This window comes from Achromobacter sp. 77 (assembly GCF_020541125.1).
In the GTDB taxonomy this organism is placed as follows: Bacteria; Pseudomonadota; Gammaproteobacteria; order Burkholderiales; family Burkholderiaceae_B; genus Achromobacter; species Achromobacter mucicolens.
In genome coordinates this window covers 3,717,093-3,731,958 of sequence record NZ_CP059848.1, presented here as the reverse complement: position 1 = coordinate 3,731,958, position 14,866 = coordinate 3,717,093, and the positions used below count along the sequence as shown (strand labels likewise).

11 protein-coding genes and 1 pseudogene are annotated in these 14,866 nt (G+C 67.2%); 5 read left to right on the top strand and 7 right to left on the bottom strand.

Annotated features, from left to right (window positions below):
- Positions 1-183: 183 nt before the first annotated feature.
- From acnB to H4P35_RS17215, 3 genes are all read right to left on the bottom strand, one after another.
- Positions 184-2,775, bottom strand: coding sequence for a bifunctional aconitate hydratase 2/2-methylisocitrate dehydratase (acnB, locus tag H4P35_RS17225; RefSeq protein WP_056323792.1), 2,592 nt, complete (start codon positions 2,773-2,775; stop codon positions 184-186).
- Between the two features lie 233 nt (positions 2,776-3,008).
- A complete protein-coding gene (locus H4P35_RS17220; protein ID WP_226846338.1) occupies positions 3,009-3,896 on the bottom strand; it encodes an FxLYD domain-containing protein in 888 nt (295 codons plus the stop codon).
- Entirely contained in the window at positions 3,886-4,764 is an 879-nt protein-coding gene (locus H4P35_RS17215) for an FxLYD domain-containing protein (protein ID WP_226846337.1), read from the bottom strand. The genes H4P35_RS17220 and H4P35_RS17215 overlap by 11 nt, the downstream gene beginning before the upstream one ends.
- Positions 4,765-5,063: 299 nt before the next feature.
- Here H4P35_RS17215 and H4P35_RS17210 point away from each other — a divergent pair, with 299 nt between their 5' ends.
- Positions 5,064-5,828: a TSUP family transporter gene (locus H4P35_RS17210; RefSeq protein ID WP_175234093.1), complete on the top strand. Its 765-nt coding sequence runs from the start codon at positions 5,064-5,066 to the stop codon at positions 5,826-5,828.
- 39 nt (positions 5,829-5,867) lie between these two features.
- On the opposite strand, the gene H4P35_RS17205 is transcribed toward H4P35_RS17210, so the two are convergent.
- From H4P35_RS17205 to H4P35_RS17195, 3 genes are all read right to left on the bottom strand, one after another.
- On the bottom strand, positions 5,868-6,308 hold the full coding sequence (locus H4P35_RS17205) for a CBS domain-containing protein (RefSeq protein WP_056324612.1): 441 nt from the start codon (positions 6,306-6,308) through the stop codon (positions 5,868-5,870).
- Between the two features lie 104 nt (positions 6,309-6,412).
- Entirely contained in the window at positions 6,413-7,417 is a 1,005-nt protein-coding gene (locus tag H4P35_RS17200; RefSeq protein WP_226846336.1) for an acyl-CoA dehydrogenase, read from the bottom strand.
- A gap of 11 nt (positions 7,418-7,428) precedes the next feature.
- Positions 7,429-8,577, bottom strand: a complete 1,149-nt coding sequence (locus H4P35_RS17195) for an acyl-CoA dehydrogenase family protein (RefSeq protein WP_226846335.1) — start codon at positions 8,575-8,577, stop codon at positions 7,429-7,431.
- A gap of 212 nt (positions 8,578-8,789) precedes the next feature.
- Here H4P35_RS17195 and H4P35_RS17190 point away from each other — a divergent pair, with 212 nt between their 5' ends.
- Complete coding sequence (locus H4P35_RS17190; protein WP_062839119.1) at positions 8,790-9,971, top strand: acetyl-CoA C-acyltransferase family protein; 1,182 nt, start codon at positions 8,790-8,792, stop codon at positions 9,969-9,971.
- Between the two features lie 57 nt (positions 9,972-10,028).
- Here the strand turns inward: H4P35_RS17190 and H4P35_RS17185 are convergent, their stop codons facing one another.
- Entirely contained in the window at positions 10,029-10,808 is a 780-nt protein-coding gene (locus H4P35_RS17185) for an IclR family transcriptional regulator (protein WP_226846334.1), read from the bottom strand.
- Between the two features lie 112 nt (positions 10,809-10,920).
- Here H4P35_RS17185 and H4P35_RS17180 point away from each other — a divergent pair, with 112 nt between their 5' ends.
- The 3 genes and pseudogenes from H4P35_RS17180 (at position 10,921) to H4P35_RS17170 (ending at position 14,866) form a co-directional block, all read left to right on the top strand.
- A complete protein-coding gene (locus H4P35_RS17180; RefSeq protein ID WP_226846333.1) occupies positions 10,921-11,784 on the top strand; it encodes an enoyl-CoA hydratase in 864 nt (287 codons plus the stop codon).
- Positions 11,781-13,865, top strand: a pseudogene (locus H4P35_RS17175) (acetate--CoA ligase family protein). Before H4P35_RS17180 ends, H4P35_RS17175 begins: the two are co-directional and overlap by 4 nt.
- A 32-nt stretch (positions 13,866-13,897) precedes the next feature.
- Positions 13,898-14,866, top strand: coding sequence for a tripartite tricarboxylate transporter substrate binding protein (locus H4P35_RS17170; protein ID WP_062839116.1), 969 nt, complete (start codon positions 13,898-13,900; stop codon positions 14,864-14,866).

Here is a 14,866-nt window from a genome sequence, read left to right as displayed (position 1 = left end):
GCGCCGGGGCTTTCCCGGCGATGGCGGCCGACGTCTCACCGGCATGCCTGGATTGTATTGAAACGTTTCGTTATACAGGCTGCCTGCTGATCCCAATCGCTCGGACAGAGGCAACAAAAAACGGCCCCGGGCGATTGCACGGGGCCGTTGATCAGGCCGCGAGGCCTGGCTGGGGGATCAGGATCAGACCTCGATCACGTCCGCCACGTCCTTGTAGTCGGGGATCTTGTCGAAGTTCAGGTACTGGTAGATCTGGTCGCCGCTCTTGTTGATGACGCCCATGTCGGCCATGTACTCGTCCTTGGTCGGGATGCGGCCAAGCTTCGAGCAGATCGCGGCCAGTTCGGCCGAGCCCAGATACACGTTGGTGTTCTTGCCCAGGCGGTTCGGGAAGTTGCGGGTGCTGGTCGACATGACCGTCGCGCCTTCGCGGACCTGCGCCTGGTTGCCCATGCACAGCGAGCAGCCCGGCATTTCGGTGCGGGCGCCGGCCGTGCCGAACACGCCGTAGTGGCCTTCCTCGGTCAGTTGCGTGGCGTCCATCTTGGTCGGAGGAGCGACCCACAGCTTGACCGGGATGTCGCGCTTGCCTTCCAGCAGCTTGGACGCCGCGCGGAAGTGGCCGATGTTGGTCATGCAGCTGCCGATGAACACTTCGTCGATCTTGGCGCCGGCGACTTCCGACAGCGTCTTCACGTCGTCGGGGTCGTTCGGGCAGGCGACGATGGGTTCATGCACGTCGGCCAGGTCGATCTCGATGACCGCGGCGTATTCGGCGTCGGCATCCGGCTCCAGCAGCTTGGGGTCGGCCAGCCAGGCTTCCATCGCCTTGATGCGGCGGCCCAGCGTGCGCTCGTCTTCGTAGCCGTTGGCGATCATCCACTTGAGCATCACGATGTTGCTGTTGATGTACTCGATGATCGGTTCCTTGTTCAGGCGCACCGAGCAGCCGGCGGCCGAACGTTCGGCGGAAGCGTCCGACAGTTCAAAGGCTTGTTCGACCTTCAGGTCGGGCAGGCCTTCGATTTCCAGGATGCGGCCGGAGAAGATGTTCTTCTTGCCTTGCTTGGCAACCGTCAGCAGACCTTGCTTGATGGCGTACAGCGGAATGGCGTTGACCAGGTCGCGCAGGGTGACGCCGGGCTGCAGCTTGCCCTTGAAGCGCACCAGCACCGATTCCGGCATGTCCAGCGGCATGACGCCCGTGGCGGCGGCAAAGGCCACCAGGCCCGAGCCGGCCGGGAACGAGATACCGATGGGAAAGCGCGTGTGCGAGTCGCCGCCGGTGCCGACGGTGTCGGGCAGCAGCATGCGATTCAGCCACGAGTGGATGACGCCGTCGCCCGGACGCAGCGACACGCCGCCACGGGTGCTGATGAATTCCGGCAGCGTGTGGTGCGTCTTGACGTCCACGGGCTTGGGGTAGGCGGCGGTGTGGCAGAACGACTGCATCACCAGGTCGGACGAGAAGCCCAGGCAGGCCAGGTCCTTCAGTTCGTCGCGGGTCATGGGGCCGGTGGTGTCCTGGCTGCCGACCGAGGTCATCTTCGGTTCGCAGTAGGTGCCCGGGCGAATGCCGCGGCCTTCCGGCAGACCGCAGGCGCGGCCGACCATCTTCTGGGCCAGCGTGAAGCCGCGGCCGGAGTCGACCGGATCCTTGGGCAGGCGGAACAGCGTCGAGGGCGGCAGACCCAGGGCTTCACGGGCCTTGGCGGTCAGGCCGCGGCCGATGATCAGCGGAATGCGGCCGCCGGCGCGCACTTCGTCGAACAGCACGTCGGACTTGACTTCGAATTCGGCGATGACTTCACCGTTCTTGATCGCCTTGCCTTCGTAGGGGCGCAGCTCGACCACGTCGCCCATTTCCATCTTGGACACGTCCAGCTCGATCGGCAGGGCGCCGGCGTCTTCCATCGTGTTGTAGAAGATCGGGGCAATCTTGTTGCCCAGGCACACGCCGCCAAAGCGCTTGTTCGGCACGAAGGGGATGTCTTCGCCCGTGAACCACAGCACCGAGTTGGTGGCCGACTTGCGCGACGAACCCGTGCCGACCACGTCGCCCACGTAGGCGACCAGGTGGCCCTTTTCCTTCAGGGATTCGATGAACTTGACCGGGCCGCGCTTGCCGTCTTCTTCCGGTTCGAACGCGGCGCCGTCGCGCTTGTTCTTGAGCATCGCCAGGGCGTGCATCGGGATGTCGGGACGGGTGGTGGCGTCGGGGGCGGGCGACAGGTCGTCGGTGTTGGTTTCGCCCGGGACCTTGAAGACCGTGATGGTCAGGCTTTCCGGCAGTTCCGGACGGCTGGTGAACCATTCGGCGTCGGCCCAGCTTTGCATCACGGACTTGGCGTTGGCGTTGCCCTTGTCGGCCTTTTCCTTCACGTCGTGGAAGGCGTCGAACATCAACAGGGTCTTCTTGAGCGCATCGGCGGCGATGGTGCCGATTTCCGCATCATCCAGCAGGTCGACCAGCGGGCCAATGTTGTAGCCGCCGAGCATCGTGCCCAGCAGTTGCGTCGCCTTGGCACGGCTGATCAGCGCACAAGCTTCCTTGCCCAGGGCCACGGCGGCCAGGTAGGAGGCCTTGACCTTGGCGGCGTCGTCCACGCCGGCCGGCACGCGGTGCGTCAGCAGCTCGACCAGATTCTGCTCCTCGCCAGCGGGCGGATTCTTCAGCAGTTCGATCAGTTCAGCGGTTTGTTTGGCCGTAAGGGGCAGCGGGGGAATCCCCAGAGCCGCGCGTTCGGCAACGTGTTGGCGGTAAGTATCCAGCATGTGAGGCCTGCTCAAAGTCGGGTTGGAAGAAGGGTTGTCGGCCGGAATTGTAGAAGCAAGTGGGGGCAGGTAGCAAATGTCTTATATCTTATATAAGACTTGACCCGATAGCCTGTTGCTCGGCGGCGACGTCCGGGAGGGCGGGGCGGCGCTGACCGGCGGATCTCAGGCCGGGCGTCATGAAAAAGGGCGGCCGCATGGCCGCCCCGGGGAAACGCCTTTCAGTCGGGTGATCAGGGCGCGGTGGCGTCGTAGACCACGCCAACGCGGGCGAAATTGCCGCCGTACTGCTTGACCTCGACCTCGAAGGGCGCGCTGTCGCCAGGCGGCAGGCGCGGCACGCGCAATTCCTTGAAGGTGGCACCGGTGAGCTGGTCCTGGGCGTCGTACAGGCTGACCCACACGCGCACCTTCTCGACCTCGCGCTCGCTGTCGTTGCGCACCCGGCCATGCACCGTCACGTACTTGTAACGGAAGCGGTAGGTGAAGTTCAGCGTGCCGGTGCCAATGGCGGCTTCGGTGTTTTCCACGGTCACGGCAAGCTGCGGCCGCGGGCCGGGCAGGGCGGCGCGCTTGGCGGGCAGCCAGTTCGTCTTGACCTCGGAAAAGCGTTCCACGCGCCCGGTCAGCGCCACGGGCACGCGCTCGCCGGGATACAGATACGTCGGCAGGCTCCAGGACTGGCGCAGATCCAGCGGGCGCGAACCGTCGAACACCGCGATCTCGGCCCGCGGCGACAGCGCCACGTATTCCTTGCTGGTGTTGACCAGTTCCGCATACAGCACGGGCCGTTCGATCTCGTCGAGCAGGCGGCGCGGCGCCGACAGCTTAAGCGCCCCGGCGTCGAACAGCGCGAAGTCCGGGTCCAGCAATTCCTCGGTGGTCAGACGGACATGGTCGATGACCCGCGTGTTGGCCGGGCTGACGCGCACAATGCGGCTGGCGGGCGGTTCGGCCGCAGCCGGCGCGGCCTTGGCGGCGGTTTGCGCGGGGGGCTGGCTGCGCGGCCCGAGGGCGGTGAACTTCCAGGCGGCGTAGGCGCCCGCCGCAAACAGGATCAGCGCCAGCGCGGCCAGGGCCGGCCGCGTCAGGCGCCGGGAGGGGGAGCGATCAGCTTTCACTTTGCACCATGTAATCGTAGGCGGCGACCTCGCCGTCGCGCAGCATCTCGCAGCGCACGTCAAACGACGTCAGCGCATCCGGGGCCAGCGGGCTGGCGGTGGCGTAGCCGTTGCCGGTGCCGATCAGCCTGCCGTCGGCGCCGTACAGCATGACCGTGATCTGCGTGCTGCTGGCCGGCTGGACGCCCTGGTTGCGGATCAGGCCAACCAGTCGGTAGGTGCCGTCGTTGCGGACGAGCTGCACCTTGCTGGCGGCCACGTCGTTGTTCTTGCCACGCGCGGGCGACGGCGTGGCAACCTGCAGGTCATAGCGGCTGAACGCCTTGTCCGGCGCCGAGATCTTCAGGGGCGTGTATTCCCCCGGTTGCAGCGAGCGCGCGGGCGCCGAGCCGGACACGGTGGCCAGCGACAGGTCGCCCTGGAAGAACGATGCCGACACACGCGGCACGTCGATCTTGCGGCCCGTTTCGTTGCGCACGATCATGACGAGTTCGGTGCGCCCGCGGGTCTTGATTTCCTGCACGTCGGTCAGCTTGACCAGCGAGGCGTCGATGGGCGGCTCGGCAATGCGGGTGGGCGCGGATGACGGGCGCGAACCCAGCGTGGAGACGACCAGTGGGACGATCACCGCGGCCAGGACCGCCACCGAGATCGCCACGAGCGCCACGGGCTTGATGGGCGCCGGCTGCGGCTTCTGGATGTTGCGCAGGATTTTTTCCAGGCGCTGCGCCACGTTGTCCTCGACCAGCGTGACGGCGTGGCAGTGGCTGCACTGGTATTCGTTGGTGTCCAGCTTGGTGAACTGGGCGCTGCCGCAGGTGGAGCAGGTCAGCGTCACCGTATTGATGGTGGTCTGTTTGGGCGTCATTCTCGGTACGCAGGCCCGCGCGATCCAGGTCGGGGTGGCGGGCGGCAGGGGATAGCCGGGCGGCAAGGATAGCGGTCGCGCGGCGTGCCCGGGGTGCATGAGCGCATCAGATTGTGACCAACTGTGTGCATTCGGCGCGAAGAGGGCCGGATCACCGCATTTCCCCGGTGCTATCATTCCCGCCGAAAAGCATTAGCCCGTTAACTCGTTAACCTGTTACCACGCCGTTTCCCGTCGATCCGCTCACTGCCGCCCAGGCGCGCAGCCGGGCAGAGCCGAGGTCTGGCTCCACCCGTCGTATGAGCATCGATCAACACCTGCTGTTTTTGGCCTGCGTGGCGCTTGCCACCTATGCCCAGACGATGACGGGCTTTGCGTTTGGCCTGGTGCTGCTGGGCCTGTCGGGCGTGTTTCAGCTGGCCTCGGTGTCCGAAGTCGCCAACGTGGTCAGCGTGCTGTCGCTGGTCAACGCGGGCGTCACGCTGCTGCGCGCCAGACCGCAGGTGAACTGGTCGCTGCTGACGCCCGCCGCGGTCAGCAGCCTGGCCGGCGTGGGGGTGGGCGTGGCCGCGCTGACGTGGATCAGCGGATCCATGGCGGTGCTGTTGCAACTGCTGCTTGGCGTCACCATCCTGGCCTGCGCCATCTTGCTGGTGACGCGCACCCAGCCGCTGGCGCAGTTGTCTTCGCGCACGTCCAGCGTGTTTTTCGGCGGGGTGTCGGGCGTGCTGGGCGGCCTGTTTTCCAGCGCCGGTCCGCCCATGGTCTATCACCTGTACCGCCAGCCGCTGCCGCTGGCCACCATCCGCAACAGCCTCTTGATCCTCTTTTCGCTCAACGCCACGGTGCGGCTTGCGCTCGTGACCGGGCAGGGCGCCTTCATGGCGTCGTCGTTTTGGATGAGCGTGCAGGCGCTGCCGGTCGTGATTGGCGTGACGTGGTTCGCGCGCCGCTACAGCACCGAGAATTCGATGAAGACGGTCAAGCGCATGGTGTTCGTGCTGCTGCTGGCCGCGGGCCTGGGCCTGATCGTCCCCGCGTCGAGAATGTTGGCGGCCGGCTAGGTGCGGCCGGCTAGGCGCGGCCGGCCACGCCTTGCGTCTTTAACCCCGTTCGCCCGTGATGTAGCGTTCCAGTTCGTGGATGATGAACTTTTGCTCGCTCATCACGTCCTTGACCAGGTCGCCGATGGACAGCAGGCCGATGAGCTTGTCGTTGTCGATGACGGGCAGGTGGCGGAAATGCCGTTCGGTCATCATCGCCATGCAGTGTTCCCGCGTGTCGGCGGGACCGACGTAGTAGACCGAGTCCGTCATGATGTCGCGCACCTTGGTCGTGCGCGATGAGCGGTCCTGCAGGACGATCTTGCGCGCGTAGTCGCGTTCGGTCAGCATGCCCAGCACCACGTCGCCTTCCACCACCACCACCGCGCCGATGCCGCGGTCAGCCATCGTCTTGATCGCGTCAAAGACCGACGAATCCGGAGAAACCGTCACGACGGCGTGATTGGCCTTTTCCCTGAGAAGCTCAGCAACTGTCTTCACGATGTGCTCCCGAAACGAACCATGCTCCATCCTAAGCCTGCCTGCGGGATTGCCGCAAGCGCGACGCGTGGTTTCGCGTTGTTGTCGCGAAACGCATGGCGGGGCTAGGCGGCTGGCCGGGCGTACAACGCCGTGCGCAGGTAGGTCAGCGCATCGGTCCCGCTGGCGATCGCGTCCGCCCCGATGCGCTCGTGCCAGTGGGCTTCCGATCCCGCCGCCAGCCGCCAATCGCGCAGCCGGCGGGTGTAAAGCTGCAAGTCGTATTCCTCGGTGACGCCGATGGCGCCGTGCACCGCGTGCGCGATGTCGGCCACCTGCAGCACGGCCTGGCTTGCGCGGGCCTTGCCCAACGCGGCAAGCAAGGGGCGAGGCAGGCCGTCGTCGCCTTGAAAGGCCAGCTGTGCCGCCATGCGGGCGGCCCACACCTGTTCGGCCATCACGCTGATCTGCTGTTGCACCGCCTGAAAGCGGCCGATGGGCTTGCCGAACTGCGCGCGCTGGTTGGCGTACGCCAGCGTCATCGCCAGCACCCGGTCCATCGCGCCGGCGATCAGGCCGGCATAGGCGGCGGCTGCCAGCGTGTCCAGCGGCGCGGGCCCCTCGATACGTTCGGCGTCGCCAAGCGCCCACGACGCGCCGCCGTCCAGGCTGCCGTGCACGCCGTTTGGTTCGACGCGCGCCGCCTGCATGGGCAGCAGCCAGGTCTGGCCGCCGATGCCCGCCAGCACGTAGTCGGCGCTGCGCGCCCAGGCCACACTGACGCCGGCGATGCGTCCGCCATCGATGGCAACGCCATGCGGCGCAAGCGCGATAGACCCGGCCGCTTGCGGGCGCTGCGCGCGGCTTAGCCAGGCGCGCGCGAGCAGGGTGTGGGCAATGGGGTAGGGGCACAGGTGCCGGCCCGCCGCCAGCACGACCGGCAGCGCGTCTGCGAGGCCCAGGCCCGCGCCGCCGTGCGCTTCCAGAACCAGCGCGTCCGCAAAGCCCGCGTCCTCGCAGGCCTGCCACGCGGCGGCGGGCGGCTGGCCCTGTTCGGTCCGGCGGATCACCTCGGGCGTGCAGGTCTGGGCAAAAAGGCGTTCGGCGGCATCGCCAAAAATGTTGTCCATGGCGGTCGTCCTTATCGAAGGCCAAGTCCGCGGGCGATGATCCCGCGCAGGATTTCACGGGTACCGCCGCGCAGCGAAAACGTGGGCGCAACCTGTTCCAGATACGCCAGCGTGCGCAGCAGCGGCAGGGGCACGGGCCGGTCCGGATGCCGGCCCAGCGTATCGCCGATGAGGCGCGGGATGGCCTGTTCAAGCTCGGTGCCCAGGTCCTTGACCAGCGACGCTTCCGTGGCGGGACTCAGGCCGGCGGCCAGCTTGCCGGCAACCGCCAGCGACATGGCGCGCAGCACCGCCATCTGCGACAGGATGGCGCCCAACGTGGCGCGGCTTGCGGCGTCGGCGTCGCGCTCGCGGCAGTGCGCCAGCCAGCATTCCAGCAGCGCGATGCTGGAATACAGACGCTCGGGGCCGCTGCGCTCGAACGCCAGTTCGGCATTGACCTGCGCCCAGCCCGCGCCTTCCTCGCCGATCAGCGCATCGGCCGGCAAGGCCACGTTGTCGAAGAACACTTCCGAAAAATGCGCGTCGCCCGCCAGATCTTCGATCGGCCGCACCGACACGCCGGGCAGCGACAGGTCCACGACGACCTGCGACAACCCCTGATGCCGATCATCCACGGTGCCCGAGGTGCGCACCAGCGCGATCATGTAGTGCGAGCGGTGCGCGTTGGTCGTCCAGATCTTGCTGCCGTTCAGGCGCCATCCGCCGCCATCGGGCTCGGCCCGCGTGCGGATGCTGGCCAGGTCCGAACCAGAACCCGGTTCGCTCATGCCGATGCAAAAGAAAGCCTGCGCGGCGCAGATGCGCGGCAGGTAGAAGTCCCGTTGCGCCGGCGTGCCGTATTTCAGGATGAGGGGCGCGCTCTGGCGGTCCGCGATCCAGTGCGCCGACACGGGCGCGCCCGCGCCCAGCAGTTCTTCGGATAGGACGAACCGTGCGAATTGCCCGCGCGCCGCGCCGCCGTACTCGCGCGGCAGCGTCAGGCCCAGCCAGCCGCGTTCGGCAAGCTGACGGCTGAATCCGGCGTCAAACCCCATCCAGGAGCGCGCGCGCTCATCGGGCTCCAGCCCGTCCAGCGCATCGGCCAGGAAGGCGCGCACCTCGGTGCGCAAGGCTTCGTCCTCTGGGGGAATGGCAGTCAGTTCCAGCGTATCGATCATCGGGCGCTCCGGGTCGGACAAAGGCGCCGCAAGGGGCGCCGGTGGCCACTATCGGGGAACGCGTCGAACGCTGTCCAATAGTATTTTTTGCCTTTCCGATACGGCTTCGGTATCGGCGGCCGAAACGCGGGCGCGGCGGCCCGGCAGTATGATGGACCGCACTTCAAGCCACGCATCGCGCGACTCAAAACGCACCACAAGGAGGAAACACCATGAATGAAGTCATCGTCGCTTCGGCCGTCCGCACCGCCATCGGAGATTTCGGCGGCGCGCTCAAGGATGTGCCGCCCTGCGATCTGGGCGCCACCGTCATCCGCGCCGCGCTGGAACGCGCGGGCGTCTCGGGCGACGAAGTGGGCCATGTGGCCGTCGGCCACGTCATCAACACCGAGCCGCGCGACATGTACCTGTCGCGCGTGGCCGCCATGAATGCCGGCATCTCCAAGGAAACGCCCGCCTTCAACGTCAACCGGCTGTGCGGCTCGGGCCTGCAGGCCATCGTGTCGGCCGCGCAGTCGATCATGCTGGGTGACGCCGACATCGCCGTGGGCGCTGGCGCCGAAAGCATGAGCCGCGCGCCGTACATCGCCCCGGCTCAGCGCTGGGGCGCGCGCATGGGCGACAGCGTCATGCTGGACATGATGACCGGCGCGCTGTCCGACCCGTTCGGCAAGATGCACATGGGCGTCACGGCGGAAAACGTGGCCGCAAAGTTCGGCATCAACCGTCAGGACCAGGACGCCTTGGCCGCGGAATCGCACCGCCGCGCCGCGGCCGCGATCGATGCTGGCCACTTCCGCGACCAGATCGTGCCCGTGAAGATCAAGTCGCGCAAAGGCGAGATCGTGTTCGACACCGACGAACACGTGCGCCGCGACGTCACGGCCGACAGCCTGGCCGGCTTGAAGCCGGTGTTCCAGAAGGAAAACGGCACGGTCACTGCGGGCAACGCGTCCGGCCTGAACGACGGCGCGGGCGCGCTGGTGCTGATGAACGCCTCGGTCGCGGCCAAGCGCGGCATCAAGCCCCTGGCGCGCCTGGTCGCCTACGCCCACGCCGGTGTGGACCCGGACATCATGGGCATCGGCCCGGTGCCTGCCACCCAGGCGGCGCTCAAGCGCGCGGGCCTGACGGTTGACCAGCTGGACGTCATCGAGGCCAACGAGGCATTTGCCGCCCAGGCTTGCGCGGTGTCGCGCGAGCTGAAGCTGGACGCGGCCAAGGTGAACCCGAACGGCAGCGGCATCGGCCTGGGCCACCCCATCGGCGCAACCGGCGCCATCATTGCCACCAAGGCCCTGCATGAGCTGCAGCGCGTGCAAGGCCGCTATGCGCTGGTCACCATGTGCATCGGCGGCGGCCAGGGGATCGCAGCGATCTTCGAACGAATCTGATTCTTTTCGCGCCGCAAGCCCGCAACGTCCCGGTAGCGCCGGCGCGTTGCGGGCTTTTTACTTGGCGTCCTGACCCAGGTAGTCCTTGGCCCACGCCTGGCACTCGGCGTGCAGCAGGGCGCCCATATGCGCGCGCCGGGGCGCGTCGAGCCGGCTGCTGATGGCGCCAAAGCTGAATGCCACCCACGTCAGCTCGGACACGGGAAACGCCACGCCCACGCCCGATACGCCCGGCGTGATGGTGTCCACGATCTCGGCGTAACCCGCGGCCCGGGTCTGCCTGACCGCCTTCATCAGCGCGGTGCTGGACACGCGGATGTGCGCGTAGCTGGCGGCGTGCCGGGCGTACAGCGCGGCGATCTCCTCGTCGGGCAGTGCCGCCATCAGCGCCAGGCCGCCCGCGCCCACGCCAAGAAGGCGGCGCTCGCCCTGGTCGATGGTGAAAACCTTGACCGGGAACGAGCCGGCCTCGCGCAGCAGGCATAGCGCGTAGTCGCCCTGGCGGATTACCAGAAAGACCGTGTCGCCCGACAGGCGGGCGAGCTTCTGCGCGAAGGGTCGCAGCGCGTCCAGCAGCGGCGTGCGGCGCAAGGCGGCAAACCCCAGTTGCATCGAATCCACGCCCAGCCGATAACGGCGGGTGGCGCGGTCGCGTTCGGCGAATTGTTCTTCCAGCAGGCAACTGAGCAGGCGGTGGGCGGTGGAGCGCTCCAGGCCGGTCGCGGTCATCACACCCTGCAGATCGATGCCGTCCTCCTGATGCTGCGCCAGCACGCGCAGCAGGCCGAGCGCGCGGCGCATGCTCTGGGTTCCCCCGGTTGATCCTGTCGTGTTCATATTGTGGGAATAATTGTTTGAATATTTTGTATTTTAGGATTCGTGGTGCGTTAATTCAATCCAGCCGATCGCGCCGCATTCGATGACGCGGCATTACAAGGACGAGGAGACCATGGAATACGCCACCCTGGCCGTCGAACGGTTTGACGCGGTATGCCGCATCAGCCTGGCCCGCGAATCCGCGCGCAACGCGCAAAGCCAGCAGATGCTGGACGAGCTGGACCACGCGCTGGCGCGTGCTGAAGAGGACGACGACATCCGGGTGGTGATCCTGGCCGGCCGTGGCGCGCATTTCTCGGCCGGGCACGACCTGAAGGAAGCGCAGGCCAAGCGCGCGGACTTTACCGTCGAGGAACGCTGGGCTTATGAGTCGCGCCGCTACTACGGCTATTGCCTGCGCATCTGGGACTTTCCCAAGCCCGTCGTGGCGCAGGTGCAGGGCGCGTGCGTGGCTGGCGGCTTCATGATCGCCAACATGTGCGACCTGGTGGTGTGCGCCGACACTGCGTACTTTTCTGACCCGGTGGGGCATACCCTGGCCGCGGCCGCCACCGAGGTGCTGATCCATCCCTGGGTGATGGGGCTGCGCAAGGCCAAGGAAATGCTCTACACCGGCGAAAAGGTCGGCGCCGAGGAAGCGCTGCGCATCGGCATGGTCAACCGGGTGGTGCCCGAGGCGGATCTGGAGGCTGCGACACTTGAACTGGCGCAACGCATCGCGCAGGCGCCGCCCTTCGGGCTGCGCCTCCTGAAGCGTTCGCTGAATCGCACGGCCGACGCGCAGGGCTTTCGCACGGCCTTGTCGGCCCATTTCGACACGCATCAGCTCTCTCACCTTACCGAGGAATTCCAGGCGGTGCGCCAGCGAGGCCTGGCCCAGGCCATCCAGCGCAACAAGGACCTGCCTGCCCGCGATGCAAACAAGGCGGCCGAACAGTCCGGCGCGGTCTCGGGAAAGACGGGTGAAACCGCATGACGTCCCGCCTTGAACCGTTGCTTAATCCCCGTTCGATCGCCATGATCGGCGCCAGCGGCAACCCGGGCAGGATCGGCGGCATGCCGCTCGAATTGCTGACCCGCTTCGGCTTTGAAGGCGGCATCTATCCCGTCAACCCGAAGTACCAGGAAGTCTTTGGCCTGCGTTGCTGGCCTGAGATCGAAGCCGTGCCCGAGCCGGTGGACCTGGCGGTGCTGGCCATCGCGGCGGCGGAGGTAACGCCCATGCTGCGCCGCTGTCACGCCAAGGGCATTCCCGCTGCGATCGTCTATGCCGCGGGCTTTGCCGAGGCGGGCGACGAGGGCGCGCGCCTGCAGGCCGAGCTGGAAGCCTTTGTGGCGGAAAGCGGCATGGCGGTTGCCGGCCCGAACTGCATGGGGTTTGCGAACCTGAATACGCAGGCGCACACCGCCTTTGCCTCGGTTTTCAAGACTGCGCCCGCGCAGGACGGGCCGGGGTCGGTCAGCCTGCTGACGCAGAGCGGCAACGTGTGCGCCGCGGTGTACGCCATCGCGCGCCGTGTGGGGCTGCCGTTCTCGCACTTCATCAACACGGGCAACGAGGCCTGCCTGGATTTTTCGCAGTATCTGGAATATCTGGCGGCCGATCCGCAGACCGAGATCGTGCTGGGCTACATCGAACAGCTGCGCGATGGCGGCCGCTTCGTGCAGGCGTGCCGCGAACTCGAACGGCGCGGCAAGCTGCTGATCGCGCTGAAGGCGGGCGCCACCGACAAAGGTGCGCAGGCGGTGCAGTCGCACACGTCTGCGCTGGCCGGCGATCGCCGCGTGTATGCGGCGGCGTTCCGGCAACTGAATGTCATCGAGGCCACGGACTTCGCGCAGATGGCGCATCTGGCCAGCCTGGCGACGCTGCGGCACCGCGCGGCAGGCAAGCGCGTGGCCGTGTTGACGATGTCGGGTGCGCTGGGCGCCATCCTGGCTGACAAGTTCATCGGTGCGGGGCTGTCGCTGCCCGATCTGCCGCCGGACCTGCAGGAGGTGCTGCGCGGGGGAATTCCCGACTACGGCATGGTGGGCAATCCGGTGGACGTCACCGGCAATGTGGTCAACGATCCGGCGTTCGTGCGCACCGTGCTCCAGGCGCTGGGAACGTCGGACGCCATCGACGTGGTGGTCGTGTATGCGCCCGGATACATGCTTGACCGCATGGCCGACGCGCTGGCCGAGGCATCGCGCCAGCACCGGCGTTTGTTCGTGGCCATCGACACGGGCCAGGCGCAAAGCCGCGCGGCGCTGCGCGAGGCCGAAGTGGCGGTGTTCGAGGACCTTGGTTTGGCCGTGGCCGCGCTGGCGCCCTATCTGTTGTGGTGCGAAGCCCGCGCCACCCGGCGCCAGGCGGCTCAACCGGTATTGGACACGGTGGCCATGCCGGCCTTGCCGTGCAACGAGGCGCAGGCGCGCGCCTACGTGGCCGCGTTCGGTGTGCCCGAGGCCGCCATCGGGGTAGCCCGCAGCGCGGACGAGGCGGTGCGCGACGCGCGTCGAGTGGGCTATCCCGTCGCCGTGAAAGTCCTGAGTCCCGACATTGCCCACAAGACCGAAGCTGGCGGCGTTGCGCTGAACCTGGCGGACGACGAGGCGGTGCGCGCGGCCTAGGCGGACGTAACGCAGGCGGCGGCCCGCGCGCAGCCGGGCGCGCGCATCGACGGCGTGATGGTCCAGAAGATGGAACGTGGCGTCGCCGAGATCATCGTCGGCGCCACGCTCGATCCGGTCTTCGGGCCCGTGCTGACCGTGGGGCTGGGTGGCGTGCTGACCGAAATCTACCAGGACACCAGCCACCGCCTCTTGCCGGTGGACGAGGACATCGCCTTGCAGATGTTGCGCGAACTCAAGGCGTTTGCGTTGCTGGACGGCTTTCGCGGCAAGCCGCGCGGCGACGTGGCGGCGGCGTGCCAGCGCATCGTGGCGATCGGCAACGCCTTGCTGGCCGCGCCCGCGCACGTGTCTCAGATCGAAGTGAACCCACTGCTTATCAAAGAGGCAGGGCAGGGCGTCGCGGTGCTGGACGCCCTGATCCTGCCCGCAACCCCGTAGCGCGATCGCGCACCCCCCAGGAGGAGACAAGCATGATCAAGAAAGCATTGGCCAGCGTCGCACTGGCTTGCATGGGCATCACCGGCGCCGCCCACGCCCAGGACAACTACCCCAGCCGCCCCGTGCGCATCGTGGTGCCGTTCTCGCCTGGCGGCGCGACCGACATCATGAGCCGCCTGCTGGCGGAAAAACTGAGCGGCAGGCTGGGCCAGCCGGTGATCGTGGAGAACAAGCCGGGCGGCGGCACGATGATCGCATCCGACTATGTCTCGCGCGCCGAACCGGACGGCTACACGTTGCTGATGGCCGCGTCCTCGCTGGGGATCGCGCCCAGCATCTACGCCAAGGTCAACTACGACCCGATCAAGGACTTTGCGCCGATCTCGCAGGTGGCGTCGGTGGTGCACGTGCTGGGCGTTCATCCGTCGGTGCCGGCCAAGAACGTCGGCGAGCTCATCGCCTACCTGAAGGCCAATCCGGGCAAGGTCAGCTATGGCTCGGTCGGCACAGGCAGTTCGACGCACCTGGAGGCCGAGCTTTTCAACAGCATGGCTGGGGTCCAGATGGCGCACATTCCGTACAAGGGCAGTGCGCCGGCGCTCAACGATCTGGTGGCCGGACGCCTGCAGGTGATGTTCGATGCGTGGGCGTCGTCCGGCCCCTTCGTCAAGGACGGCAAGCTGCGCGCCCTGGCGGTCACGACTGCCAAGCCGTCGGCCTCGGTGCCCGAGCTGCCGACGGTGGACGCCTCCGGCCTGCCTGGCTATTCGGCCATGCCGTGGCTGGGCCTGGTGGCGCCGGCGCGCACGCCGCAGCCGGTGATCGACAAGCTCTACCAGAACATCGCGCAGATCCTGCAGCAGCCCGAGGTCAAAAAACAGTTCGTGGGTCTGGGGCTGGACATCATCGGCAGCGACCCCAAGGCCTTCGGCGCGTTCATCCAGCAGGATGTGGCGACGTGGGCCAAGGTCGCGCGCGACTCGAACATCCGGCTGGAGTGA